The organism is Burkholderia humptydooensis, assembly GCF_001513745.1.
GTDB classification, from domain to species: domain Bacteria; phylum Pseudomonadota; class Gammaproteobacteria; order Burkholderiales; family Burkholderiaceae; genus Burkholderia; species Burkholderia humptydooensis.
In genome coordinates this window covers 668650-692888 of the sequence record NZ_CP013382.1, presented here as the reverse complement: position 1 = coordinate 692888, position 24239 = coordinate 668650, and the positions used below count along the sequence as shown (strand labels likewise).

Below are 24239 nucleotides of genomic sequence, written 5' to 3'. Positions count from 1 at the left end.
CCGGCCGCAAGTGCCGGCGAAATCGAATCCCGAATCGGCGCGCTCGCGCGCGCCGTCAGTCCGCCGCGCGCTTGATCGCGCGGCCGGCGGCGTTGATGTCCTCGCCCACGCCCGCGACCGTGTTGCAGCCGGCGAGGCCGAACACGAAGCCCGCCAGCGCGAACACGGCGGCAATGCGCCGGAAAACCGCTGCGTCCATGCTCACCCCAACTGGCGAATGTCGACGAAGTGGCCTTCGATCGCCGCCGCCGCGGCCATCGCCGGGCTGACGAGATGCGTGCGGCCGCCCTGGCCCTGACGCCCCTCGAAGTTGCGGTTCGACGTCGACGCGCAGCGCTCGCCCGGCTCGAGCCGGTCGGCGTTCATCGCGAGGCACATCGAGCAGCCCGGCTCGCGCCATTCGAAGCCGGCTTCGGTGAACACCTTGTCGAGCCCTTCGCGCTCGGCCTGCGCCTTCACGAGGCCCGAGCCCGGCACGACCATCGCGAGCCGCACGTTCGGCGCGACGCGGCGATTGAGTTTCTTCACGACATACGCGGCCGCGCGGATGTCCTCGATGCGCGCGTTCGTGCACGAGCCGATGAAGATCTTGTCGACCTTGATCGCCTCGATCGGCGTGTTCGGCGCGAGCGCCATGTACGCAAGCGCGCGCTCCATCGCGTCGCGCTTGACCGGGTCCTTCTCGCGCTCGGGATCGGGCACGCGGCCGTCGATCGACGTGACCATCTCCGGCGACGTGCCCCACGTGACCTGCGGGACGATCTGCGCCGCGTTCAGCTCGACGACGCGGTCGAACTGCGCGCCTTCGTCGGACCTGAACGTCTTCCAGTACTCGACCGCCTGATTCCACTCCGCGCCCGTCGGCACGAACGGACGGCCCTTCAGGTAGTCGACCGTCGTGTCGTCGACGGCGACCATGCCGGCGCGCGCGCCCGCCTCGATCGCCATGTTGCAGACCGTCATCCGGCCCTCCATCGTCAGCGCGCGGATCGTCGAGCCGCCGAATTCGATCGCGTAGCCGGTGCCGCCCGCGGTGCCGATCCTGCCGATGATCGCGAGCACGATGTCCTTCGCGGTGCAGCCGCGCGGCAGTTGGCCCTCGACCTTCACGAGCATGTTCTTGCTCTTCTTCTGCAGCAGAGTCTGCGTCGCGAGCACGTGCTCGACTTCCGACGTGCCGATGCCGTGCGCGAGCGCGCCGAACGCGCCGTGCGTCGACGTGTGCGAATCGCCGCACACGATCGTCATGCCGGGCAGCGTCGCGCCCTGCTCGGGGCCGATGATGTGGACGATGCCCTGGCGCACGTCGTTCATCTTGAATTGCGTGATGCCGTATGCGTCGCAGTTCGCGTCGAGCGTGTCGACCTGCAGCTTCGACACCGGATCGGCGATGCCGTGGCTGCGGTCGGTGGTCGGCACGTTGTGGTCGGACACCGCGAGGTTCGCGCTGATCCGCCACACCGGGCGCTGCGCGAGCTTCAGCCCTTCGAACGCCTGCGGGCTCGTGACTTCGTGCAGCAGTTGGCGATCGATATAGAGCAATGCGGTGCCGTCCTCTTCGGTGTGGACGACGTGCGAATTCCACAATTTGTCGTAGAGCGTCTGTGCCATGGGTATGCGGGGTCGTTGTAACGGCGAACAAGCGTTCGGATGCGGTCAATTATGCCACGCGAAGCGCGCACTCTTGTACCAGGAAAACGAAAAAACCCATAAAAAACAGTGAGTTGAATGGTACATCCGATACGGGTATCAGAATTACCCGGCTACCTCCGGACGCGTTCGCGCCGGCAAAACCGCGAACGCCGCGCTCACACCCATTCCTGCGGCTCGTCGTCGCCGTCGGCGAGCGTGAGCCCGTCCGCCGGCAGCGGCAGCGCGGTCCGGTAGCGGACCTGCTTCAGCGCGAAGCTCGAGCGGATGTTCGACACGCCCGGAATCGTCGTCAGTTGATCGAGGATGAAGCGTTCGAGGCTCTTCATGCTCGGCACGACGACGCGCAGCAGGTAATCGGCGTCGCCCGACATCAGATAGCACTCCATCACCTCGGGGCGCTTGTCAATCGCCTCCTCGAAGCGGCGCAGCGCATCCTCCGCCTGCTTCTCGAGGCTCACCTGAATGAACACGTTGATCCGCAGCCCGAGCGGCTCCGGATTCAGCAGCGTCACCTGCTGCTTGATGAGCCCGAGCTTCTCGAGCGCACGGACGCGGTTGAAGCACGGCGTCGGCGACAGGTTCACCGCGCGCGCGAGCTCGGCGTTCGTGATCCGCGCGTTCTGCTGCAGTTGGTTCAGGATGCCGATGTCGATCCGGTCCAGCCGGCGAGAAGGTGCGCTCATCGTGCAAATATTCCGAAAACGGCGATTTTTCAGGAATTTATACGTTACACGGAACCCAAATCCCACGCAAAAGAGATGCACATTCTGCGGCTCGATGGATAACCTTGATGACTGTTGCCGCTGCTGTCTCCACCCGCTGTCGCCACCTCGAACCCGCCCGGAGCCGCGCATGAACGATTTATCGAACGGAATCCGCCCGGTCCTCGCGACCGCGCGCCGCCACGACGACACCGATCCGCAGGAAACCGCCGAATGGCTGGACGCGCTCGACGGCGTCGTCGCGCACGCGGGCGCGGAGCGCGCGCAGTATCTGCTCGCGCGGCTCGCCGAGCACGCGGCGCGCCGCCGGCTCGCGCCGCCGCACGCGAGCGCGACGCCGTACGTGAACACGATCCCCGTCGACGAAGAGCCGCCGTATCCGGGCGACCCGCAGCTCGAGGAGCGCCTCGCGGCGGTGCTGCGCTGGAACGCGCTCGCGATGGTGGTCCGCGCGAACCGCGCGTATGGCGAGCTCGGCGGCCACATCGCGAGCTACGCGTCGGCCGCCGATCTGTTCGAGGTCGGCTTCAACCACTTCTTCCGCGCGGCGGGCGACGCGTCGGGCGGCGATCTCGTCTATTTCCAGCCGCATTCGTCGCCGGGCGTCTACGCGCGCGCGTACCTCGAAGGCTTCCTGAGCGATGCGCAGCTCGAGCACTACCGGCGCGAGATCGCCGGGCCGGGCCTCTGCTCGTACCCGCACCCGTGGCTGATGCCCGATTTCTGGCAGTTCCCGACGGGCTCGATGGGCATCGGGCCGATCAACGCGATCTACCAGGCGCGCTTCATGCGCTACCTGCAGAACCGCGGCCTGCTGCGCACCGACGGCCGCAAGGTGTGGGGCTTCTTCGGCGACGGCGAGATGGACGAGCCCGAATCGATCGGCGCGCTGTCGCTCGCCGCGCGCGAGGGGCTCGACAATCTCGTGTTTGTGATCAACTGCAACCTGCAGCGCCTCGACGGCCCGGTGCGCGGCAACGGCCGCATCGTCGACGAGCTCGAATCGCAGTTCGCGGGCGCCGGCTGGAACGTGATCAAGGTGCTGTGGGGCTCGGACTGGGATGCCCTCTTCGCGCGCGACGCGACGGGCGCGCTCGCGCGCGCGTTCGCGCAGACGGTCGACGGCCAGTTCCAGACGTTTTCGGCGAATGACGGCGCGTACAACCGCGCGCGCTTCTTCGGCCAGGACGACGCGCTCGCGGCACTCGTCGCGCATCTGCGCGACGAGGATATCGACCGGCTGCGCCGCGGCGGCCACGACGCGCGCAAGCTGTACGCCGCGTATGACCGCGCCGTCCGGCACGAGGGCCGGCCGACGGTGATTCTCGCGAAGACGATGAAGGGCTTCGGCATGGGCGCGACCGGCCAGGGCCGGATGACGACCCATCAGCAGAAGAAGCTCGACGTCGAGCACCTGCTCGCGTTCCGCGACCGTTTCCGGCTGCCGCTCACGGACGAAGACGTCGCGCAACTGCGTTTCTGCAAGCCCGCGGAAGACAGCCCGGAGATGCGCTACCTGCATGCGCGCCGGGCTGCCCTGGGAGGCTGTCTGCCCAGAAGGCGGACCGCGGCGACGACGGCATTGACCGTGCCGTCGCTGCCTTCCTGGGGGCAATTCGCGCTCGACGGCGGCCGCGAGATGTCGACGACGATGGCGATCGTGCGGATGCTCGGCGGCGTGCTGAAGGACGCGACGCTCGGGCCGCGCATCGTGCCCGTCGTCGCCGACGAGGCGCGCACGTTCGGGATGGCGAACCTGTTCCGGCAAGTCGGCATCTATTCGCCGCTCGGCCAGCGCTACGAGCCCGAAGACCTCGGCTCGATGCTCTACTACCGCGAGGACACGCGCGGGCAGATCCTCGAGGAAGGGATCTCGGAAGCGGGCGCGATGTCGTCGTGGATCGCGGCGGCGACGTCGTACAGCGTGCACGACCTGCCGATGCTGCCGTTCTACATCTACTACTCGATGTTCGGCTTCCAGCGGATCGGCGATCTGATCTGGGCCGCGGCCGACCAGCGCGCGCGCGGCTTCCTGATCGGCGCGACGTCGGGCAAGACGACGCTCGGCGGCGAAGGGCTCCAGCACCAGGACGGCACGAGCCATCTCGCGGCGTCGACGGTGCCGAACTGCCGCGCGTGGGACCCGGCGTTCGCGTACGAAGTCGCGGTGATCGTCGACGAAGGGATGCGCGAGATGGTCGAGCGGCAGCGCGACACGCTCTACTACCTGACCGTCACGAACGAGAACTACGCACAGCCGCCGCTGCCCGCGGACCGGCTCGACGCGGCGCGCGACGGCATCCTGAAGGGCATGTATCCGCTCGATGCGGCCGCGCTGCCCGGCGCGCGCGTGCAGTTGCTCGGCTCGGGCGCGATTCTCGGCGAAGTGCAGGCGGCCGCGCGCCTGCTGCGCGACGACTGGCGGATCGATGCGGCCGTCTGGAGCGTGACGAGCTTCACCGAGCTGCAGCGCGACGGCATCGCGGCCGAGCGCGCGCAGCGCCTGTTCGGCGCCGACGATGCCGACGGAGCGAGCGGGCGCGCGCCGGCGTCCTACGTCGCGTCGGCGCTTGCCGCGACGCAAGGGCCCGTGATCGCCGCAACCGACTACGCGCGCGCGCTGCCCGAGCTGATTCGCGCGTACGTGCCGCGCCGCTACGTGACGCTCGGCACCGACGGCTTCGGCCGCAGCGACACGCGCCAGGCGCTGCGCGCGTTCTTCGAGGTCGATCGCGCATCGATCGCGATCGCGGCGCTGCATGCGCTCGCCGACGATGGGGTCGTCGCGCGCGCGGTCGTGCGCGATGCGATCGCGCGGTACGGCAAGCAGGACGCGCCGCGCACGCCGCCCTGGGAACGGTGACGACGCGGATTCGGCGCGTGCGGCGTCTCGATGCGCTTCGGCGAGCGAGCGGAGGCACGGATCGCGCAGCCCGCCGACGGCGCCCGCGCTTCACGCACCCAACCCCATCTGCTCCCGCCCCAGCGCGGTCAGATCGTCCGCCAGCGCACGCCCGGCGAAATCCGTCTCGAAGTGATCGGCCGGAAAATCCGGCGGGCTCTCGCCGCGCAGGAAGCTCGGCAATTGCCGCTTCAGATAGGCGTCGTTCTTCACGCAGCCCGGCGCCGACGCGATGTACATCACGTTGCTGTAACCGGTTCCGCGATGCGCATCCTCGACCGCATGCACGACGTCGCCATGCCAGAACACCGCATCGCCCGGCTCCATCGGCGGAATCGGCACGAGCGCCGCGAGCAGCGGCGCATGCCACGCCGGCAGCACCGACAGCGCGCGCCCCGGCTGCGCGCCGCACAGGTCGTCGTCGGGCACGTCGTCCTGCAGCGCGCGCAGCACGATGTAGGCCATCGCGTTCGCGACCGGAATCAGTTGCAGCGTGCCGTCGCCCGGCCCTTGCGGCGTAAGCGCGGTCCAACCCTGGAACGTGCGGAACATCGAGCAGACGGCGGGCGACGGAATCTCCTCGACGTCCGGCCGGAACGCCGCGTCGAACGGGTCGTACGCACGCCAGTCGCCCGCGAGCACGTGCCGGTACACGCGCCGGAAGTTCGGCCCGAGCCAGCGCTCGACGGAGCCGCCGTCGACGTGCGGCGACAGGCCGAGCGACGACGAACCCGGCGGCCGCCGGCGGATGCGGTCTGCATAGGCCGGCACACGCGCCGGATCGAAGTGCGCCCGCCCTTCGCCTTGCGCGCGCCACAGTCGGTTCAAGAACACGCGCGCCTGCGTGAGCGCGGGCGACTGGCGCGCGGCGATCTGCGGCTTCGACCAGTAGACGCCGTAGATCTGCGGCTTGCTCGACGCGAGCGCGCCGAAATAGCGGTCCTCGGCGCGATGCGCGAGCTTGTCGTCGAGCCGGTTCGACTCGACGTACACGGCGATCTCGTCGTTCCAGTCGCTCGCCTGCCGCGCGTCGAACACGCCGCGGATCACGCACGCGCCGCGCGTCTTGAGCGCGGCGAGCGACGCCGGATCGACGCGGTTCGCGGCAACGTCGGCGAAATGCAGCACGGGGACGGTATCGCGGCCCTGGGCGCGATCGGTGAGGATCGCGTCGGCCTGCCGCGCAATCTCGCCTTCCAGCTCGCGAAACACCTGCGTGCGGTTCGGCAATGCGGCGCGCAGCGTGGCTTTCGTCGTGCGGATCGCCGCCGGCAGGTCGTCGATATGTAACGGCATCGGATGTCTCCTGGATCTGATCTGAATGGGCGCCGCGCAATGCAACGCGGGCATTCAGCGTAGATCGCCCGAACCGTCCAAAGCGATGCCATCCCGCCAACTATCGATACGATGACGCCAAGCGTCCGGCCGGGACCGACAGCCTGCCCGCTCGCCCCGAATCCAGGGCGATCGTCGACGGGGCTGTCCGAACGCCGGCGCGCGCACCCGCCTCAGCGCGGCGACGCGCACAGCTACGCCGGCTCGTGGCAGCATACGCACAGCTTGTTGCCGTCAGGATCGCGAAAATACGCGCCGTAGTAGTTCGGGTGGTAATGCAGCCGCAAGCCCGGCGCGCCTTCGCTCGTGCCGCCCGCCCGCAGCGCGAGCGCGTACACGCGATCGACGGTTGCGCGGTTCGCCGCGAGGAACGCGGTCATCTGGCCGTTGCCGGGCGCGTGCGGCGCGCCATCGAACGGCCGGCCGATCAGGAACAGCGGCCGCGCCGCATCGGCCGGCTTCCAGCCCGTCCAGCCGTGCGGATCGCGAAACTTGAGGTCGAGCTGCAACGCTTCCATCAACGGCGCGTAGAACGCGAAAGCGCGTTCCACGTCGGTTACGCCCATGCAGACATGTGAAAACATTTGCGTGCCTCCTGTGTCGTCGAAACCCGACGATGATGCCATGCGCGCGCCGCGCGCGAGCGAACGGAGGCGGACATGAAGCCGCGCTACGAGCGAGTCGCGATTCCCGACGGCTGCTCGGTGCGCGTCTATCGGCGCCGGCTCGCGCGAATTCCGTTCGAATGGCACCACCACCCGGAATACGAGCTGACGCTCACGCTCAATAGCCGCGGCAAGCGCTTCGTCGGCGATCACGTCGCCGATTACGCGGGCGACGATCTCGTGCTCGTGCCGCCGAACCTGCCGCATACGTGGGCGTCGGACGAGCGCCTCGATCCTGACGAGCCGCTCGTCGCGCTCGTCCTGTGGTTCGACGGCGACTGGGCGCAACGCGTCGCCGACTGCTGCCCGGAATTCGCCGGCCTGCGCACGCTGCTGCGCCGGGCCGCGCCCGGGCTCGCGTTCGCGCCAAACGCCGCCGCCGACATGCGCGCGCGGCTGCCCGCGCTCGTCGATCGTGCGCCGCGCGTGCGGCTCGCGGCCGCGCTCGACGTGCTCGCGTTCCTCGCCGACGCGCCCGCGGCGCCGCTCGCAACGGCCGCCGCCTACCGCGCGGCCTCGGGCGCAGCGCTCGCGCCCGAGGCCGAGCGGCTCGATCGCGTGCTCGATCTGCTCGACCGCCGCTTTCACGAGCCGCTGCGCGTCGCCGAGCTCGCGACGCTCGCGCACCTGTCCGAGCGCTCGCTGCAGCGGCGCTTCGCGCAACACGTCGGCGAGAGCATCGGGCGCTACCTGCAGCGGCTGCGGCTCGCGCACGCGGCGCGGCTGCTCGCGTCGACCGACTGGCCCGTGTCGCTCGTCGCGACGCGCTCCGGCTACGGGAACCTCGCGAATTTCAATCGTCAGTTCCTCGCCGCGCGCCGGATGACGCCGCGCGCGTACCGTCGACTCCTCGCCGAGCACGGCCGCGCGCCCGATGACGCGCCGGCGAATGCAGCCAGCATCGACGCGCGCCCGCCTTCGCTCGACCACGGCCCGCCGCGCACCGGCAAAACCGGCCGCTGAAAAAGAAACACCCCGACGGGCGACCCGTCGGGGTGTTTCATTGCACGTTGCGCACATGGCGCGCGGCAACCCGCCCGCACGCGACGCGCGCCGTCGATCAGCGCTGATCGATCGGCTTCGCCGTGCGCGGCGTTTCGCCGATGAAGAGCTGCCGCGGACGGCCGATCTTCTGCTCGGGATCGGCGATCATCTCGTTCCACTGCGCGATCCAGCCGACCGTGCGCGCCATCGCGAAGATGCACGTGAACATCGACGTCGGGATGCCGAGCGCGCGCTGGACGATGCCCGAGTAGAAATCGACGTTCGGATACAGCTTGCGCGACACGAAGTATTCGTCTTCGAGCGCGATCTTCTCGAGCTGCATCGCGAGCTTGAACAGCGGATCGTCGTGCAGGCCCAGCTCGTTGAGCACTTCGTAGCACGTTTCGCGCATCAGCTTCGCGCGCGGATCGTAGTTCTTGTACACGCGGTGGCCGAAGCCCATCAGCTTCACGCCCGAGTTCTTGTCCTTCACCTGCTTGATGAACTCGGGAATGTTTTCCGGCGTGCCGATCTGCTCGAGCATGTTCAGCGCGGCTTCGTTCGCACCGCCGTGCGCCGGGCCCCACAGACACGCGATGCCGGCCGCGATGCACGCGAACGGGTTCGCACCGGACGAGCCGGCGAGACGGACCGTCGACGTCGACGCGTTCTGCTCGTGATCGGCGTGCAGGATCAGGATGCGGTCGAGCGCGCGGACGAGCACGTCGTTGACCTGGTATTCCTCGCACGGGTTCGCGAACATCATGCGCATGAAGTTCGCGCTGTACGACAGATCGTTGCGCGGATACACGAACGGCTGGCCGATGCTGTACTTGTATGCCATCGCGACGAGCGTCGGCAGCTTCGCGATCATGCGGATCGCCGACACTTCGCGGTGACGCGGATCGTTGATGTCGAGCGAGTCGTGGTAGAACGCGGACAGCGCGCCGACCGCGGCGACGAGAATCGCCATCGGGTGCGCGTCACGGCGAAAGCCGCGGAAGAAGAACTGCATCTGCTCGTGCACCATCGTGTGCTTCGTGACGGTGGCGACGAACTCCTTCTTCTGCGCCGCGTTCGGCAGCTCTCCCTTCAGCAGCAGATAGCAGGATTCGAGGAAGTCCGCGTTTTGAGCGAGATTGTCGATCGGGTAGCCGCGGTACAGCAGTTCGCCCTTGTCGCCGTCGATGTACGTGATCGCCGAATTGCAAGCTGCCGTCGACATGAAACCCGGGTCGTAAGTGAACTTGCCGGTCTGGCCATACAGCTTGCGGATATCGATCACGTCGGGGCCCATCGTACCCTTGTAGATCGGCAGTTCTACGCTCGGCGAGTTATCGCTGAACGATAGCGTGGCTTTAACATCAGACGGGGTCATGACACATCCTCAATCGAAAATAGAAACGGATTCGATAACGGGCACAACGCTCTCAAACGCTGCGCAGCATCTCCAGCAGCCTGGACATGTCCGGGCTGGCAAGGTCGCCTTCTGGTTCCTTGCGCGCGAGCAGCAAGTCCATCAGGTCGTTGTCGCTTAGATCCAGCAAGCGCGACAGTGCGCTCACGTCTGCGTCGCTGAGGTCGTGCTCGTGTCTGGCGAAGAAACGCTCGAAAATCAGATCGTTCTCCAGCAGACCGCGCCGCGCGCGCCAGCGAAGCCGCGCGCGGCGATGCGGGTCGGATTGATGCGACGATTCGCTCATGTCAGACCGCGCGACGAACCATCAATTCCTTGATCTTGCCGATCGCCTTGGTCGGGTTCAGGCCCTTCGGGCACACGTCGACGCAGTTCATGATCGTATGGCAGCGGAACAGACGGTACGGATCGTCGAGGTTGTCGAGGCGCTCGCCCGTCGCGCGATCGCGGCTGTCCGCGATGAAGCGATACGCCTGCAAGAGGCCCGCCGGGCCGACGAACTTGTCCGGATTCCACCAGAAGCTCGGGCACGACGTCGAGCAGCTCGCGCACAGAATGCACTCGTAGAGGCCGTCGAGCTCGTCGCGCTCTTCCGGCGACTGCAGGCGCTCCTTCTCGGGCGGCGGCTCGTCGTTGATCAGGTACGGGCGGATCGAGTGGTACTGGTTGAAGAACTGCGTGAAGTCGCAGATCAGGTCGCGCACGACGGGCAGGCCCGGCAGCGGACGCAGCACGATCTTCTGCGGCAGGTCGTTCAGGTTCGTCAGGCACGCGAGGCCGTTCTTGCCGTTGATGTTCATCGCGTCCGAGCCGCACACGCCTTCGCGGCACGAGCGGCGGAACGACAGCGTCTCGTCGACCGACTTCAGCTTGACGAGCGCGTCGAGCAGCATGCGCTCGTGCTGGAGCTCCAGCTCATACGTCTGCATGCGCGGCGCGGCGTCCTTGTCCGGATCGTAGCGGTAGATTTCGAAAATGCGTTTTGCCATTTCAGATTCCTTTGCGCTGGCTTAGAACGTACGCGCCTTCGGCGGCACGGACTCGACCGTCAGCGGCTTCATTTGGACGGGCTTGTAGTCGAGGCGATCGCCTTCGCTGTACCAGAGCGTGTGACGCAGCCAGTTCTCGTCGTCGCGGTGCTCGTAGTCGCTGTGCGCGTGCGCGCCGCGGCTTTCCTTGCGCGCCTCCGCCGACACCATCGTCGCGCGCGCGACCTCGATCAGGTTCGCGAGCTCGAGCGCTTCGACGCGCGCGGTGTTGAACACCTTCGACTTGTCCTTCAGGTGGACGTTGGCGACGCGCTCCTTCAGGCCCGCCATCTGCTCGACGCCTTCCTTGAGCAGCGCGGACGTGCGGAACACGCCGGCGTGCTTCTGCATCGTCGAGCGGATGTCGTTCGCGATGTCCTGCGTGTACTCGCCCGACGTCGACTTCTCGAGCTTCGCGAGGCGCGACAGCGAGAATTCGGCGACGTCGGCCGGCAGCGGCTTGTGCTCCTTCTGGTTCTTCACGTGCTCGACGATGTGGTTGCCGGCCGCGCGGCCGAACACGACGAGGTCGAGCAGCGAGTTCGTGCCGAGGCGGTTCGCGCCGTGCACGGACACGCACGAGCATTCGCCCACCGCGTAGAAGCCGTTGACCGGCTCCTTGTGGTCGCGCGACGTGCCGACCACCTGGCCGTGGATGTTGGTCGGGATGCCGCCCATCTGGTAGTGGATCGTCGGCACGACCGGAATCGGTTCCTTGATGCAGTCGACGTTCGCGAACTTCAGCGCGATTTCGCGGATCGACGGCAGACGCTTCATGATCGTCTCGGCGCCGATGTGCGACAGGTCGAGCAGCACGTGGTCCTTGTTCGGCCCCACGCCGCGGCCTTCCTTGATTTCCTGGTCCATCGAGCGCGACACGAAATCGCGCGGCGCGAGATCCTTCAGCGTCGGCGCGTAGCGCTCCATGAAGCGCTCGCCGTTCGCGTTGCGCAGGATGCCGCCTTCGCCGCGCACGCCTTCGGTGATCAGCACGCCCGCGCCCGCGACGCCCGTCGGGTGGAATTGCCAGAATTCCATGTCCTGCAGCGCGATGCCCGAGCGGGCCGCCATGCCGAGGCCGTCGCCCGTGTTGATGAACGCGTTGGTCGACGCCGCGAAGATCCGGCCCGCGCCGCCCGTGGCGAACAGGGTCGTCTTGCCTTCGAGGATGTAGACGTCGCCCGTTTCCATTTCGAGGGCCGTCACGCCGAGCACGTCGCCGTCCGCGTCGCGGATCAGGTCGAGCGCCATCCATTCGACGAAGAACTGCGTCTTCGCCTCGACGTTCTGCTGGTACAGCGTGTGCAGCAGCGCGTGGCCGGTGCGGTCGGCCGCCGCGCACGCGCGCTGGACGGGCTTCTCGCCGTAGTTGGCCGTGTGGCCGCCGAACGGGCGCTGGTAGATCGTGCCGTCCGCGTTGCGGTCGAACGGCATGCCGAAGTGCTCGAGCTCGTATACGACGTTCGGCGCTTCGCGGCACATGAACTCGATCGCGTCCTGGTCGCCGAGCCAGTCGGAGCCCTTGATCGTGTCGTAGAAGTGATAGTGCCAGTTGTCTTCGCTCATGTTGCCGAGCGACGCGCCGATCCCGCCTTGCGCGGCGACCGTGTGCGAACGGGTCGGGAACACCTTCGACAGCACGCAGACGGAGAGGCCCGCGCGCGACAGTTGCAGCGACGCGCGCATCCCCGAGCCGCCCGCGCCGACGATCACCACGTCGAACTTGCGACGCGGCAGGGAAGTTTTGATTGCAGCCATTCTTTTAAACTCTCCAGAGAATCTGCGCAGCGTAGCCCGCGCACGCGAGCAGCCAGACGATCGTCAGCGATTGCAGCAGCAGGCGCACACCGACGGGCTTGATGTAGTCCATCCAGATGTCGCGCACGCCGACCCAGGCGTGATAGAAGAGCGAAAGCAGCGTGACGAAGGTCGCGAGCTTCATCCATTGCGTCGCGAAGATCGACGCCCAGCCCTCGTACGAGAAATCGCGCGCGGTGAAGAACCAGACGAGCAGGATGACGGTGTAGATCGCCATCACGGCGGCGGTGACGCGCTGCGCGAGCCAGTCGCGCAGACCATAGTGAGCGCCGACGACGAGGCGCTTCGAGCCGATACGGTTATTCGCTGCCATTTTCTTAAAATGCTCCGAACAGTTTGAGCGCGACGGCGATCGTGAGAAGGGTCGACACCGCGAACACGACGACCGACGTCTTCTGGCCGCGTTCCTTCGACACCGCGTCGTGGTTCATGTCCATCATCAGATGGCGGATGCCGGCGCAGAAGTGGAACAGGAACGCCCACGACAGCGCGAGGACGATCAGCTTGACGATGATGTTGGAGAGGAAGGCCTTGAAGACTTCGAAGCTGAGTTCGGACGTGAGGCTCTGGTCGAAGAGGTACAGCAGGAAAGGAAGGAACAGGAACAGCAGAGCGCCGCTGACCCGGTGCAGGATCGAAACCCGGGCCGCGAGCGGCATGCGGTACTTGAGCGTGATGTCGCCGAACCCGATGTTCCGGTACTCCGGCCTCGGTTTTCTTACTGTTTCAGACATGCTAGACCCCTACTATGTTGTCACACTAATCCGTGATTTTAGCGCCTTTTTATTTCGCGCTGCAGCGAAAGCTCTGCTCTGGAGCGTTGCAATTCACGGTATAAACGCGCCGCGAAACGTGCTATGCGCATGGGGTGCGCAATTACCTGTCGTTTCGCCTTACCTTGGTTCAGGCTAAGCCTTACCTTGAATCCGAATTTCAGCTCAAATCGTTCTGATAGTAGTACCCGGTTGTGACATACCATCCGCGCCGCACTTCGACGGGACGATCGCCATACGTGTACGACACGCGCTCGACCGACAGGAGCGGGAAGCCGGGCGGCACGCGGAGCACGTCCGCGACGGCGGGCTCGGCCGCGATCGCGCGAATCTTCTCGCTCGCGCGAATCATCCGCGTGCCGAACTCGCTCTCGAACATCGCGTAGAGCGGCCCCTTGTATTCGCTCAGGCGCTCGAATGTGAGCCCGCGGAACATCGCGCCCGGCAGCCAGATTTCGTCGAGCACCGTGTCGGCACCGTCGAACTCGAGCACGCGCCGCACCTGGACGACGGGATCGGCGGGCTTCAGGTCGAGCTGGCGCGCGATCTCGGCGGGGGCGCGCATCCGCCGGCATTCGAGCAGGCGGCTCACGTGCGGATGCTCGGCGCCGTCGTCGGCGAGCAGGCGCAGGAACCGGAATTGCGCGCGCTCCTCGCTGTGGGTCGCGACGAACGTGCCCTTGCCCTGGCGGCGCACGAGCAGGTTGTCGGCCGCGAGTTCGTCGATCGCCTTGCGCACCGTGCCCTGGCTCACCTTGTACCGGCCGGCGAGCTCGACTTCGCTCGGGATGATCTCGCCGGGCTTCCACTCGCCCGCCTCGAGGCTCTGCGTGATGAGCGCCTTGATCTGCCGGTAGAGCGGGCTGAAAGTGGGCGATGGCGCGGCCGCGGCCTCGCCGCCGGGCTGCGTGGAGCCGGCCTGGCCGTTCGGATTGGGTGCGCTCGCCTGATTGGAAGTCATGGCGCGCATTTCATCACGAATCGCGCTTTTTCGTCCAGATTTTTCCCTCGAAAACATCTGTCTTATATAAGACATAAGATACCGTTTGACTTTACCCGCCCCGACTCCTAAACTCCGGGTCGAGCAAGGGTTCGCGGGGCTGCTGCGCGTCCCGGGCCACGTGCCTCTGCCTATCTTCAGGCGTCGTCGCGCAGCATGCCGCGAGTCCTCCGCCCTGCTTTAAAGCAACGCTTCGCGTAACGCGCATAGAATGGCGTTTTCCCTAGCGTCCCACGCTCAATGTCCTGGAGATTTTCAATGGCTAAGCCCGCAAAGCGCGTTGCCGTCACCGGCGCCGCAGGTCAGATCGCTTACTCGCTGCTGTTCCGCATCGCGAACGGCGACCTGCTCGGCAAGGATCAGCCGGTCATCCTGCAACTGCTCGACCTCCCGCAAGCCCAAGCCGCCGTCAAAGGCGTCGTGATGGAGCTGGACGATTGCGCGTTCCCGCTGCTCGCGGGCGTCGTGATCACCGACGACCCGAAGGTCGCGTTCAAGGACGCCGACGTCGCGCTGCTGGTGGGCGCGCGTCCGCGCTCGAAGGGCATGGAGCGCAAGGACCTGCTGTCGGCGAACGCCGAGATCTTCACGGTCCAGGGCGCGGCGCTGAACGAAGTCGCGAGCCGCGACGTGAAGGTGCTGGTGGTCGGCAACCCGGCCAACACGAACGCGTACATCGCGATGAAGTCGGCGCCGGATCTGCCGAAGAAGAACTTCACGGCCATGCTGCGCCTCGACCACAACCGCGCGCTGTCGCAGCTCGCCGCCAAGGCGGGCAAGCCGGTCGCGTCGATCGAGAAGCTCGCCGTGTGGGGCAACCACTCGCCGACGATGTACCCCGACTTCCGCTTCGCGAGCGCCGAAGGCGAATCGCTGCTGAAGCTCATCAACGACGACGAATGGAACCGCAACACGTTCATCCCGACCGTCGGCAAGCGCGGCGCGGCGATCATCGAGGCGCGCGGCCTGTCGTCGGCGGCGTCGGCGGCCAACGCGGCGATCGACCACGTGCGTGACTGGGTGCTCGGCACGAACGGCAAGTGGGTCACGATGGGCATCCCGTCGGACGGCTCGTACGGCATCCCCGAGGACATCATCTACGGCGTGCCGGTCGTCTGCGAAAACGGCGAGTACAAGCGCGTCGAAGGCCTCGAGATCGACGCGTTCTCGCGCGAGAAGATGGACGGCACGCTCGCCGAGCTGCTCGAAGAGCGCGACGGCGTCGCCCACCTGCTGAAGTAATGCGCCTGGCCGGGCCCGCCGCGCCGCGGCGGCCCGGCCGAGCCGGCGCCCGGGCGTCGCGCCCAGCCGCGCCGGCCGCGCGAATCGAGTCGATATCCGATTCGCGCGGGCTTTGCCCCAGGCGCCGCACCCCGGCGCCTCGCAGAGCCCGCCCGAATCCGATTTTCACGCTGGCCCAGCCCCTGAACCGACGCAGAAGAACAGATGTCCTCGCTCACACCCGCAGAAGTGCTGTACGAAGGCGTTGCGCCGCCCGCGATCCTGCCGTGCTGCGATCATTACGCGGGCAGCGAGAAGCTGATGCTCAAATCGCTCGCGCTGCAGGCCGAGCTCGGGCCCGTGTTCGACATCACGCTCGACTGCGAGGACGGCGCGGCCGTCGGCCGCGAAGCCGGGCACGCGGCGCTCGTCGCGGCGCTCGTCGGCGGCGAGGCGAACCGCTTCGGGCGCGTCGGCGCCCGCCTCCACGACATTTCCCACCCTCACTGGCGCGACGACGTGCGCATCATCCTGCGCGCGGCGCGCCCACCCGCCTATCTGACGCTGCCGAAGGCCGGCGGCGCGGCCGACGCGGCCGAGATGTGCGCGTTCATCGAGGCGTCCCGCATCGAGCTCGGCATCGCGCAGCCGATTCCCGTCGACGTGCTGATCGAGACGCACGGCGCGCTCGCCGACGCCGCGCGGATCGCCGCGCTGCCGAGCGTCGCGACGCTGAGCTTTGGCCTGATGGATTTCGTGTCCGCGCATCACGGCGCGATTCCGGACGACGCGATGCGCTCGCCCGGCCAGTTCGATCACCCGCTCGTGCGCCGCGCGAAGCTCGAGATCGCCGCCGCGTGCCACGCGCACGGCAAGACGCCGTCGCACAACGTGACGACCGAGGTGCGCGACATGCGCGTCGTCGCGAACGACGCGCGCCGCGCCCGCGAGGAATTCGGCTACACGCGGATGTGGAGCATCCATCCGGCGCAGATCCGCGAGATCGTCGCCGCGTTCGCGCCGCGCGCGGACGACATCGCGCGCGCGAGCCGCATCCTGCTCGCCGCGCAGGCGGCCGACTGGGGCCCGACGCGGCATGACGACGCGCTGCACGACCGCGCGAGCTACCGCTACTACTGGTCGGTGCTGCGCCGCGCGCGCGCGACCGGCCAGCCGCTGCCGGCCGAGTCGGCGCCGCTCTTTCGCGATGCCGACGAGCGGGCGGCGGAGCCACGCGAAAATGAACAGTGCACGGGGCGCAAAAACTGAATGCGACACGCCAAATAGGTGAAAATAGCGGCCGCTGCGCGCTTCCGGGGCGCGTGCAGTTCCAACCCCACCCGGTGGACGAGCTGTGCGTCCGCCCTTGTTAACCGATTAAACGTAAGGTTCTGATTCCATGAAGAAACTGCTGATCGCTACCGCCATCGGCGCTCTGTCCGCCACGATGCTGGCCGCGGCGCCGAGCGCGTTCGCGCAGGATTCGTCGGCCACCGCGAAGAAGGCCACGCCGAAGCGCCCCGCGCCGAAGCGCCACCTGATCCCGCGCAGCAAGAAGGCGCAGGCGCGCGCCGCCGCGAAGACCGATCCGGTGCCGGAAGGCGCGGTCAAGTGGGCGTGCAAGGACGGCCTGTCGTACGATCTGGCCGGCGACATGAAGCGCGACCAGATCGTCACGGTCCACTGGGCCAACAAGAACTACAAGCTGCCTCGCCAGCAGACGACGACGGGCGCGGACGTGTTCTATGACCCGGCGAGCGGCATGAAGCTCGTCGTGATCCCGACGAAGGGCATGCTCTTCAGCGACAAGGACGACAGCCGCCTCGCCGACGAGTGCCAGACGCCCGAAATGGCGGCCGGCAACGCGGTCGCGCCGACCCAGTCGAACGAGCTGAAGCCGTCGAACTGACGTCGATCCCGACAGCAACCATCTTGCATCGGACCGGAGCAAGCGCTGAAGCGCCGACTCCGGTCGACAGGAGCCTGGATGTCCATGTCCGCCCCGATCCCGAACGTCCGGCCAGCGCCGGATTCAGTGCTGGTCGATATCGCCGACTACGTGCTGAACCATCGCATCGACAGTGCGCTCGCGCTCGAAACCGCGCGCCACTGCCTGATCGATACGCTCGGGTGCGGGCTCGAGGCGCTGGCGTATCCCGCCTGCACCAAGCTGCTGGGGCCGATCGTGCCGGGCACGATCGTGCCGCACGGCGCGAAGGTGCCCGGCACGTCGTTCCAGCTCGACCCGGTGCAGGCCGCGTTCGACATCGGCGCGGCGATCCGCTGGCTCGACTTCAACGACACCTGGCTCGCGGCCGAATGGGGCCATCCGTCCGACAACCTGGGCGGCATCCTCGCGACGGCCGACTGGCTGTCGCGCACCGCCGTCGCGGCCGGCAAGCGGCCGCTCGCGATGAAGGACGTGCTCGTCGCGATGATCCAGGCGCACGAGATCCAGGGCTGCCTCGCGCTCGAGAATTCGTTCAATGCAGTCGGCCTCGACCATGTGCTGCTCGTGAAGGTCGCGTCGACCGCGGCCGTCGGCCGCCTGCTCGGCCTCACGCGCGACGAGCTGATCAACGCGCTGTCGCTTGCGTTCGTCGACGGCCAGGCGCTGCGCACCTATCGCCACGCGCCGAACACCGGCTCGCGCAAGTCGTGGGCGGCAGGCGACGCGACCTCGCGCGCGGTGCGTCTCGCGCTGATCGCGAAGACGGGCGAGATGGGCTATCCGTCCGCGCTGACCGCGAAGACCTGGGGCTTCTACGACGTATCGTTCGGCGGCAGGCCGTTCCGCTTCCAGCGCCCGTATGGCACGTACGTGATGGAGAACGTGCTGTTCAAGATCTCGTATCCGGCCGAGTTCCATGCGCAGACGGCCGTCGAGGCCGCGATGGCGCTGCATGCGCAACTCGCGGCTGCCGGGCGCACCGCCGACGAGATCCGCCGCATCACGGTGCGCACGCACGCGGCGGCGATCCGCATCATCGACAAGCAAGGCCCGCTCGCGAACCCGGCCGACCGCGATCACTGCATCCAGTACATGATCGCCGTGCCGCTCCTGTTCGGCCGCCTCGCGGCCGCCGACTACGAGGACGCGGTGGCCGCCGATCCGCGGATCGACGCGCTGCGCGCGAAGATCGCGTGCGTCGAGGACCCGCAGTTCACGAAGGATTATCACGATCCGGCGAAGCGCTCGATCGCGAATGCGCTCACGATCGAGTTCGACGACGGATCGACGCTCGCCGAGGTGGCGGTCGAATACCCGATCGGCCACATGCGGCGGCGCGCCGAAGGGATGGCGCTCCTGATCGACAAGTTCAGGACGAATCTCGCGCGCCGCTTCCCGGCGAAGCAGCAACAAGCGATTCTCGACGTGTCGCTGGACCAGGCAAAGCTCGAGGCGATGCCGGTCGATGAATACGTCGATCTGTATGTGATCTAGCCGTCAAATACAGAGTTCTTTCCTAGCCTTAAACCCAGGAAATCACCATGGCCCACAATCTCCACAAAACACTCAAGGAATTCGACAGCGGTTCCGGCAAAGGCAAGTTCTACTCGCTGCCGAAGCTCGGCAAGGAACTGAAGACGAAGATCGAGCGCCTGCCCGTGTCGATCCGCATCGTGCTCGAGTCCGTGCTGCGCAATTACGACGGCAAGAAGATCACCGAAGAGCACATCGAGCAGCTCGCGAACTGGAAGCCGAATGCGAAGCGCGTCGACGAGATCCCGTTCGTCGTGTCGCGCGTCGTGCTGCAGGACTTCACGGGCGTGCCGCTGCTCGCCGACATCGCGGCCATGCGCGGCGTCGCGAAGCGCGCGGGCAAGAACCCGAAGAAGATCGAGCCGCTCGTGCCGGTCGATCTCGTCGTCGACCACTCGGTGCAGATCGACTACTTCCGCCAGAAGGACGCGCTCGACCTGAACATGAAGCTGGAGTTCCAGCGCAACAACGAGCGCTACCAGTTCATGAAGTGGGGCATGCAGGCGTTCGACACGTTCAAGGTCGTGCCGCCGGGCGTCGGCATCGTCCACCAGGTGAACCTCGAGTACCTCGCGCGCGGCGTCCACAAGAAGAAGGACGACGGCGACACGGTCTACTACCCCGACACGCTCGTCGGCACCGACAGCCACACGACGATGATCAACGGCATCGGCGTGGTCGGCTGGGGCGTGGGCGGCATCGAGGCGGAAGCCGGCATGCTCGGCCAGCCGGTGTACTTCCTCACGCCGGACGTCGTCGGCGTCGAGTTGAAGGGCAAGCTGCGCGAAGGCGTGACGGCCACCGACCTCGTGCTGACGATCACCGAAATGCTGCGCAAGGAAAAGGTCGTCGGCAAGTTCGTCGAATTTTTCGGCGAAGGCACGAAGACGCTCGCGCTGCCGGACCGCGCGACGATCGCGAACATGGCGCCGGAATACGGCGCGACGATGGGCTTCTTCCCGGTCGACGAAAAGACGATCGACTACTTCAAGGGCACGGGCCGCACGAAGGCGGAAATCGCCGCGTTCGAGAACTACTTCAAGGCGCAGGAACTGTTCGGCATCCCGAAGGCCGGCGAAATCGACTACACGAAGACGCTGACGCTCGATCTCGCGACGGTCGCGCCGTCGCTCGCAGGCCCGAAGCGCCCGCAGGACCGCATCGAGATCGGCAACGTGAAGTCGACGTTCACCGATCTGTTCTCGAAGCCCGTCGCGGAAAACGGCTTCGCGAAGAAGGCCGACGATCTGACGGCCGAGTACAAGACGAGCGACGGCATCACCGTGAAGAACGGCGACGTGCTGATCGCCGCGATCACGTCGTGCACGAACACGTCGAACCCGAGCGTGCTGCTGGCCGCCGGCCTGGTCGCGAAGAAGGCCGTCGAAGCGGGCCTCACCGTCGCGCCGCACATCAAAACTTCGTTGGCCCCCGGATCGCGCATCGTCACCGAGTACCTGACGAAGACGGGCCTCCTGCCGTACCTCGCGAAGCTCGGCTTCGAAGTGGCCGCGTATGGCTGCACGACCTGCATCGGCAATGCGGGCGACCTCACGCCGGAACTGAACGAAGCGATCACGAAGAACGACATCGTCGCGGCGGCCGTGCTGTCGGGCAACCGCAACTTCGAGGCGCGCATCCACCCGAACATCCGCGCGAACTTCCTCGCTTCGCCGCCGCTCGTCGTCGCGTATGCGATCGCCGGCAACATCACGAAGGACCTGATGACCGAGCCGGTCGGCCAGGGCAAGGGCGGCCGCGACATCTACCTCGGCGACATCTGGCCGTCGAGCGAAGAAGTCCAGTCGCTGCTCAAGTTCGCGCTGGACCCGGAGAAGTTCGAGAAGAACTACTCGCACCTGACCAAGAAGGGCGACCTCTGGAGCAAGATCGAGGGCGAATCGGGCCAGGTCTACGACTGGCCGAAGTCGACGTACATCGCCGAGCCGCCGTTCTTCGGCAGCGATTTCGCGATGGAGCCGGCCGCGTCGATCGCGACGGTCAAGGGCGCGCGCGCGCTCGGCATCTTCGGCGATTCGGTGACGACCGACCACATCAGCCCGGCGGGCTCGATCAAGGAGGATTCTCCGGCAGGCAAGTGGCTGAAGGAGAACGGCGTGCAGAAGGCCGACTTCAACAGCTACGGCTCGCGCCGCGGCAACCATGACGTGATGATGCGCGGCACGTTCGCGAACGTGCGGATCAAGAACCTGATGATCCCGGCGAAGGCGGACGGCACGCGCGTCGAAGGCGGCCTGACGATCCACCAGCCGAGCGGCGAACAACTGTCGATCTACGACGCGGCGATGAAGTACATCGACGCCGACACGCCGACCGTCGTGTTCGCGGGCGAAGAGTACGGCACGGGCTCGTCGCGCGACTGGGCGGCCAAGGGCACGCAACTGCTCGGCGTGAAGGCCGTGATCGCACGCAGCTTCGAGCGGATCCACCGTTCGAACCTGGTCGGCATGGGCGTGCTGCCGCTGCAGTTCAAGGGCTCGGACAGCATCCAGTCGCTCGGCATCACCGGCGACGAGACGTACGACATCGAAGGCCTCGGCGACGACTTCAAGCCGCAGCAGGACGTCACGCTCGTGATCCATCGCAAGAACGGCGAAACGAAGCGCGTGCCGGTGCTGCTGCGCATCGATACGCCGATCGAAGTCGACTACTACAAGCATGGCGGCATCCTGCCGTTCGTGCTGCGCTCGCTGCTCGCGGCGTAAGCGCACTGTTTTTGCAGGGACCGCGCGATGCAGCGATGCGTGCGCGGTCGATTTGAAGCCCGGCCTGGCCGGGCTTTTTTTCGATTCGTCGCGGAGTTTCGTGGATGGTGCGTGCCCGCCCGAAGCGGCCTGTCACCGCACCGAAGGAAATGTCCGCTTGCCGTGCCCAAGGGGATATGCAAATGGCAACGCGAGACTTCCGTCGTTAGATGGTTCAATGAGGCGCGGCTTCGCTTGGTCCGTCTAAATGGCGCGACGGAATGTTGCGGGCGTTCGACTGGCAGAAACAGGCGCTAAAGCCAGTAATTCACTCGATACACTCGCCTTCCGGACGCGGTGAGATGCACGCCGCCATCGCGAGCAGCGCCAAAAGCAAAATCGAAGATGCCAGCACCGCTGACCCCGTGCCGCATGCTGCACTGATCAACGATGCCACCAATGCGGAACTGCTGATCTGGAAGAACCCGACGAGTCCGGATGCGGTCGCAGCCTGCCCGTGCGCGCCCGTGACCGCGCCCGATACGGCAAGCGACAGTGACGAGCCGTTTGCGAGACTGACCACGCACATCGGGAGGATCACTGCCGCGACGCTTGTGACGCCGCGCGTCGCGACGACGGCGAACGCCAGTCCGCCCAGCACGAAGCACGCGACGCCGGTGGTGACGATCCGGTCGTACGTCCAGCGATCCAGCCATCGCCGGGCCAGCAGGTTGGCCGTTACGATGCTTCCGGTCAGGGGCAGATATAGCCAACCGCTCTGCGCCTCGCGCAAACCGAGGCTCGCGAATATGAAAGGCGATTGCGTCAGGTAGATGAACCAGGCGCAATAGATCGCACAGACAATGACGGTGTAACGTCGAAAGGCTCCGTCGCGGAGAACGTGCGCGAAGCCCGCGAGTGGCGCGCGATGCTTCCTGTCATGCGGTGCGAGCGTTTCCGGCAGCATCGTCATCGCCATCAGTAGTGCGGCGAACGCAAATCCGGCGACGAAGAGAAAGTCGGCGTACCAGCCGAACCTCGATGCAAGATAGCCGCCGACCGCCGGAGCCAGCGCCGGCGACAGCGATACCAGCGGATAAACGACGGCGTAGACCTTGGCGGACGCCTGCTTGCTGCACGTATCGGCAATCAGCGCCCGACCGATGACGAGGCCCGCCGCGGCTCCAGCGGCCTCCACCATGCGCCACGCGAGGAATGCGCCGAAGTGCGTGGCCGCTGCGCAACCTAGCGAGCCAGCGAAGTACAACGCGATGCCGGCGAACAGGACGGGCTTGCGGCCGTGGCGGTCCGAAAGCGGGCCGTAGACGAGCTGCGCGATCGCGAGTACCAGCAGATACACGGAGACCGTTTGTGGCATCCGCCAGTCGGCGACCCCGAATACGGTGGCCATGTGCGGCATCGCGGGCAGATAGACGTCCGATGCGATCAGGCCGAACGCATTGAGCATCGCGATCGTAAAAATGAAAGACATGCGCGGCATGAACTGGGCTCCGTTGCACGCCGTCAGGGGGCATGCGGTTATGGCAGTGGGAGCCGTCATGCTAGAGATTCGAGCTTCGTGTGAAAATGCACGATATCGCATACCATACCTGCAAATTTGCAGACCGATATCCAACATGAACTGGGACGACGTTCGAATCTTTCTGGCCGTGCATCGGTCGGTCACGCTGACTGGGGCCGCGCAGCAACTGGGCATCGATCAGACCACGGTCGGACGGCGCCTGGGCGGCCTCGAAGGCGCGCTAGGCAGCCGCCTGTTCCTGCGCACCACCGAAGGATTCGTGCTGACCCGCAGCGGCGAGCAGGTGCTGGAAACTGCGAGGGAAATGGAGCGCCTCGCGGTATCGTTCGAGCGCCGCAGCGAAGGCGCCGACGAACGCATAGAAGGGGACGTGCGCGTCACCACGACCGATACGCTGGCCATCGATTTCGTCATTCCGGCAATCGAGCGGCTCCAGACACGACATCCCGGTATCCGGGTGCTTCTGAGCACGACTCCGCGTCTGCTCGATCTGTCGCGCCGCGAGGCGGACATCGCCATCCGCACGGAGCGGCCGGAACTGCAGGGCTTGATCGTGCGGCGGCTCGGAAGCTGGGAGGTCGGGCTTTACGCGTCGCGCAGCTATGTCGCGCGGCGAGGAGAGCCGAGACCAGGCGGCGAATTTTCCGGCCACGATCTTGCGGTCTACCAGCCGGGCGTCACGAAACGTCAGCACGACACGTTCGTCGGCGAGTCGAGAGCGCGGGGACGTGTCGTCGCGGAGCTGGATTCCAGCCTGATGCTCAGTGCGTTCGTGCGGGCCGGTCTCGCACTGGGGGAATTGCCGACATATATGGCGCAGCGATATCCGGAGCTTGTTCGGATCTGGCCAGCCCGGCGAAGGAGCTCGCCCTATGAAGCGTGGATGGTATTGCACGCTGACCTCGCGCGCACGGCGCGGGTCCGCGTCGTAGTCGACGCGCTTGCCGGGCAATTCAACCTTTGATTAGAGCGCGCAACCAGTCAGCCGA

The 24239-nt window shown here is 66.6% G+C and carries 21 protein-coding genes; 8 read left to right on the top strand and 13 right to left on the bottom strand.

Annotation, left to right across the window (positions count from 1 at the left end; genetic code table 11):
* Window positions 1-55 precede the first annotated feature (55 nt).
* The 3 genes from AQ610_RS22120 to AQ610_RS22110 all read right to left on the bottom strand — a co-directional run bounded on the left by AQ610_RS22120 (window position 56) and on the right by AQ610_RS22110 (window position 2336).
* Entirely contained in the window at window positions 56-205 is a 150-nt protein-coding gene (locus tag AQ610_RS22120) for an entericidin A/B family lipoprotein (protein WP_373281606.1), read from the bottom strand.
* Window positions 202-1611: a 3-isopropylmalate dehydratase large subunit gene (gene leuC / locus AQ610_RS22115; protein WP_006028616.1), complete on the bottom strand. Its 1410-nt coding sequence runs from the start codon at window positions 1609-1611 to the stop codon at window positions 202-204. The genes AQ610_RS22120 and leuC overlap by 4 nt, the downstream gene beginning before the upstream one ends.
* 197 nt (window positions 1612-1808) lie before the next feature.
* A complete protein-coding gene (locus AQ610_RS22110) occupies window positions 1809-2336 on the bottom strand; it encodes an Lrp/AsnC family transcriptional regulator (RefSeq protein ID WP_006028615.1) in 528 nt (175 codons plus the stop codon).
* A 169-nt stretch (window positions 2337-2505) separates the two neighbouring features.
* On the opposite strand from AQ610_RS22110, the gene mdeB reads away from it, so the two are divergent.
* Window positions 2506-5238, top strand: a complete 2733-nt coding sequence (gene mdeB / locus AQ610_RS22105) for an alpha-ketoglutarate dehydrogenase (RefSeq protein ID WP_006028614.1) — start codon at window positions 2506-2508, stop codon at window positions 5236-5238.
* A 90-nt stretch (window positions 5239-5328) separates the two neighbouring features.
* Here mdeB and AQ610_RS22100 read toward each other — a convergent pair whose 3' ends face one another.
* Both AQ610_RS22100 and AQ610_RS22095 read right to left on the bottom strand, forming a co-directional pair.
* Window positions 5329-6573 carry a DUF1479 domain-containing protein gene (locus AQ610_RS22100; protein ID WP_009915676.1) on the bottom strand — a complete coding sequence of 415 codons (1245 nt, stop codon included), beginning with the start codon at window positions 6571-6573 and terminating at the stop codon, window positions 5329-5331.
* Between the two features lie 233 nt (window positions 6574-6806).
* The gene (locus AQ610_RS22095; protein WP_015602997.1) at window positions 6807-7196 is read right to left on the bottom strand and encodes a VOC family protein; all 390 of its coding nucleotides are present in this window, start codon (window positions 7194-7196) and stop codon (window positions 6807-6809) included.
* 75 nt (window positions 7197-7271) lie between these two features.
* On the opposite strand from AQ610_RS22095, the gene AQ610_RS22090 reads away from it, so the two are divergent.
* A complete protein-coding gene (locus AQ610_RS22090; RefSeq protein WP_006028611.1) occupies window positions 7272-8240 on the top strand; it encodes a helix-turn-helix domain-containing protein in 969 nt (322 codons plus the stop codon).
* A 97-nt stretch (window positions 8241-8337) separates the two neighbouring features.
* On the opposite strand, the gene gltA is transcribed toward AQ610_RS22090, so the two are convergent.
* The 7 genes from gltA to AQ610_RS22055 all read right to left on the bottom strand — a co-directional run bounded on the left by gltA (window position 8338) and on the right by AQ610_RS22055 (window position 14258).
* Window positions 8338-9639 carry a citrate synthase gene (gene gltA, locus AQ610_RS22085; RefSeq protein ID WP_009915680.1) on the bottom strand — a complete coding sequence of 434 codons (1302 nt, stop codon included), beginning with the start codon at window positions 9637-9639 and terminating at the stop codon, window positions 8338-8340.
* A gap of 52 nt (window positions 9640-9691) precedes the next feature.
* Entirely contained in the window at window positions 9692-9964 is a 273-nt protein-coding gene (locus AQ610_RS22080) for an FAD assembly factor SdhE (protein WP_006028609.1), read from the bottom strand.
* A 1-nt stretch (window position 9965) separates the two neighbouring features.
* Window positions 9966-10667 (bottom strand): succinate dehydrogenase iron-sulfur subunit, encoded by a 702-nt coding sequence (locus AQ610_RS22075; RefSeq protein ID WP_006028608.1) that lies wholly within the window; start codon window positions 10665-10667, stop codon window positions 9966-9968.
* A 21-nt stretch (window positions 10668-10688) separates the two neighbouring features.
* Window positions 10689-12464, bottom strand: coding sequence for a succinate dehydrogenase flavoprotein subunit (gene sdhA, locus AQ610_RS22070; RefSeq protein WP_009915682.1), 1776 nt, complete (start codon window positions 12462-12464; stop codon window positions 10689-10691).
* Window positions 12465-12468: 4 nt separating this feature from the next.
* A complete protein-coding gene (gene sdhD, locus AQ610_RS22065; RefSeq protein ID WP_006028606.1) occupies window positions 12469-12837 on the bottom strand; it encodes a succinate dehydrogenase, hydrophobic membrane anchor protein in 369 nt (122 codons plus the stop codon).
* A 4-nt stretch (window positions 12838-12841) separates the two neighbouring features.
* Complete coding sequence (gene sdhC / locus AQ610_RS22060) at window positions 12842-13258, bottom strand: succinate dehydrogenase, cytochrome b556 subunit (RefSeq protein ID WP_006028605.1); 417 nt, start codon at window positions 13256-13258, stop codon at window positions 12842-12844.
* Between the two features lie 199 nt (window positions 13259-13457).
* The gene (locus AQ610_RS22055) at window positions 13458-14258 is read right to left on the bottom strand and encodes a GntR family transcriptional regulator (protein ID WP_080595196.1); all 801 of its coding nucleotides are present in this window, start codon (window positions 14256-14258) and stop codon (window positions 13458-13460) included.
* Between the two features lie 297 nt (window positions 14259-14555).
* On the opposite strand from AQ610_RS22055, the gene AQ610_RS22050 reads away from it, so the two are divergent.
* From AQ610_RS22050 to acnA, 5 genes are all read left to right on the top strand, one after another.
* Entirely contained in the window at window positions 14556-15539 is a 984-nt protein-coding gene (locus AQ610_RS22050) for a malate dehydrogenase (protein WP_006028603.1), read from the top strand.
* A 204-nt stretch (window positions 15540-15743) separates the two neighbouring features.
* Window positions 15744-16787 carry an HpcH/HpaI aldolase/citrate lyase family protein gene (locus AQ610_RS22045; protein ID WP_006028602.1) on the top strand — a complete coding sequence of 348 codons (1044 nt, stop codon included), beginning with the start codon at window positions 15744-15746 and terminating at the stop codon, window positions 16785-16787.
* A 130-nt stretch (window positions 16788-16917) separates the two neighbouring features.
* A complete protein-coding gene (locus AQ610_RS22040; RefSeq protein ID WP_006028601.1) occupies window positions 16918-17427 on the top strand; it encodes a hypothetical protein in 510 nt (169 codons plus the stop codon).
* An 84-nt stretch (window positions 17428-17511) separates the two neighbouring features.
* Entirely contained in the window at window positions 17512-18963 is a 1452-nt protein-coding gene (locus AQ610_RS22035; protein WP_009915685.1) for a bifunctional 2-methylcitrate dehydratase/aconitate hydratase, read from the top strand.
* Window positions 18964-19010: 47 nt separating this feature from the next.
* Window positions 19011-21728: an aconitate hydratase AcnA gene (gene acnA / locus AQ610_RS22030; RefSeq protein ID WP_006028599.1), complete on the top strand. Its 2718-nt coding sequence runs from the start codon at window positions 19011-19013 to the stop codon at window positions 21726-21728.
* A gap of 307 nt (window positions 21729-22035) precedes the next feature.
* On the opposite strand, the gene AQ610_RS22025 is transcribed toward acnA, so the two are convergent.
* Window positions 22036-23208 (bottom strand): multidrug effflux MFS transporter, encoded by a 1173-nt coding sequence (locus tag AQ610_RS22025; protein ID WP_006028598.1) that lies wholly within the window; start codon window positions 23206-23208, stop codon window positions 22036-22038.
* Window positions 23209-23344: 136 nt separating this feature from the next.
* On the opposite strand from AQ610_RS22025, the gene AQ610_RS22020 reads away from it, so the two are divergent.
* Entirely contained in the window at window positions 23345-24214 is an 870-nt protein-coding gene (locus AQ610_RS22020; RefSeq protein ID WP_009915687.1) for a LysR family transcriptional regulator, read from the top strand.
* Window positions 24215-24239: the final 25 nt, after the last annotated feature.

What these genes read in the sequence shown, in the direction of transcription:
- leuC (WP_006028616.1), bottom strand. Translation starts at nt 1,611, where the DNA reads ATGGCACAGACGCTCTACGACAAATTGTGGAATTCGCACGTCGTCCAC.
- AQ610_RS22110 (WP_006028615.1), bottom strand. Translation starts at nt 2,336, where the DNA reads ATGAGCGCACCTTCTCGCCGGCTGGACCGGATCGACATCGGCATCCTG.
- mdeB (WP_006028614.1), top strand. Translation starts at nt 2,506, where the DNA reads ATGAACGATTTATCGAACGGAATCCGCCCGGTCCTCGCGACCGCGCGC.
- AQ610_RS22100 (WP_009915676.1), bottom strand. Translation starts at nt 6,573, where the DNA reads ATGCCGTTACATATCGACGACCTGCCGGCGGCGATCCGCACGACGAAA.
- AQ610_RS22095 (WP_015602997.1), bottom strand. Translation starts at nt 7,196, where the DNA reads ATGTTTTCACATGTCTGCATGGGCGTAACCGACGTGGAACGCGCTTTC.
- AQ610_RS22090 (WP_006028611.1), top strand. Translation starts at nt 7,272, where the DNA reads ATGAAGCCGCGCTACGAGCGAGTCGCGATTCCCGACGGCTGCTCGGTG.
- gltA (WP_009915680.1), bottom strand. Translation starts at nt 9,639, where the DNA reads ATGACCCCGTCTGATGTTAAAGCCACGCTATCGTTCAGCGATAACTCG.
- AQ610_RS22080 (WP_006028609.1), bottom strand. Translation starts at nt 9,964, where the DNA reads ATGAGCGAATCGTCGCATCAATCCGACCCGCATCGCCGCGCGCGGCTT.
- AQ610_RS22075 (WP_006028608.1), bottom strand. Translation starts at nt 10,667, where the DNA reads ATGGCAAAACGCATTTTCGAAATCTACCGCTACGATCCGGACAAGGAC.
- sdhA (WP_009915682.1), bottom strand. Translation starts at nt 12,464, where the DNA reads ATGGCTGCAATCAAAACTTCCCTGCCGCGTCGCAAGTTCGACGTGGTG.
- sdhD (WP_006028606.1), bottom strand. Translation starts at nt 12,837, where the DNA reads ATGGCAGCGAATAACCGTATCGGCTCGAAGCGCCTCGTCGTCGGCGCT.
- sdhC (WP_006028605.1), bottom strand. Translation starts at nt 13,258, where the DNA reads ATGTCTGAAACAGTAAGAAAACCGAGGCCGGAGTACCGGAACATCGGG.
- AQ610_RS22055 (WP_080595196.1), bottom strand. Translation starts at nt 14,258, where the DNA reads ATGACTTCCAATCAGGCGAGCGCACCCAATCCGAACGGCCAGGCCGGC.
- AQ610_RS22050 (WP_006028603.1), top strand. Translation starts at nt 14,556, where the DNA reads ATGGCTAAGCCCGCAAAGCGCGTTGCCGTCACCGGCGCCGCAGGTCAG.
- AQ610_RS22045 (WP_006028602.1), top strand. Translation starts at nt 15,744, where the DNA reads ATGTCCTCGCTCACACCCGCAGAAGTGCTGTACGAAGGCGTTGCGCCG.
- AQ610_RS22040 (WP_006028601.1), top strand. Translation starts at nt 16,918, where the DNA reads ATGAAGAAACTGCTGATCGCTACCGCCATCGGCGCTCTGTCCGCCACG.
- AQ610_RS22035 (WP_009915685.1), top strand. Translation starts at nt 17,512, where the DNA reads ATGTCCGCCCCGATCCCGAACGTCCGGCCAGCGCCGGATTCAGTGCTG.
- acnA (WP_006028599.1), top strand. Translation starts at nt 19,011, where the DNA reads ATGGCCCACAATCTCCACAAAACACTCAAGGAATTCGACAGCGGTTCC.
- AQ610_RS22025 (WP_006028598.1), bottom strand. Translation starts at nt 23,208, where the DNA reads ATGCCGCGCATGTCTTTCATTTTTACGATCGCGATGCTCAATGCGTTC.
- AQ610_RS22020 (WP_009915687.1), top strand. Translation starts at nt 23,345, where the DNA reads ATGAACTGGGACGACGTTCGAATCTTTCTGGCCGTGCATCGGTCGGTC.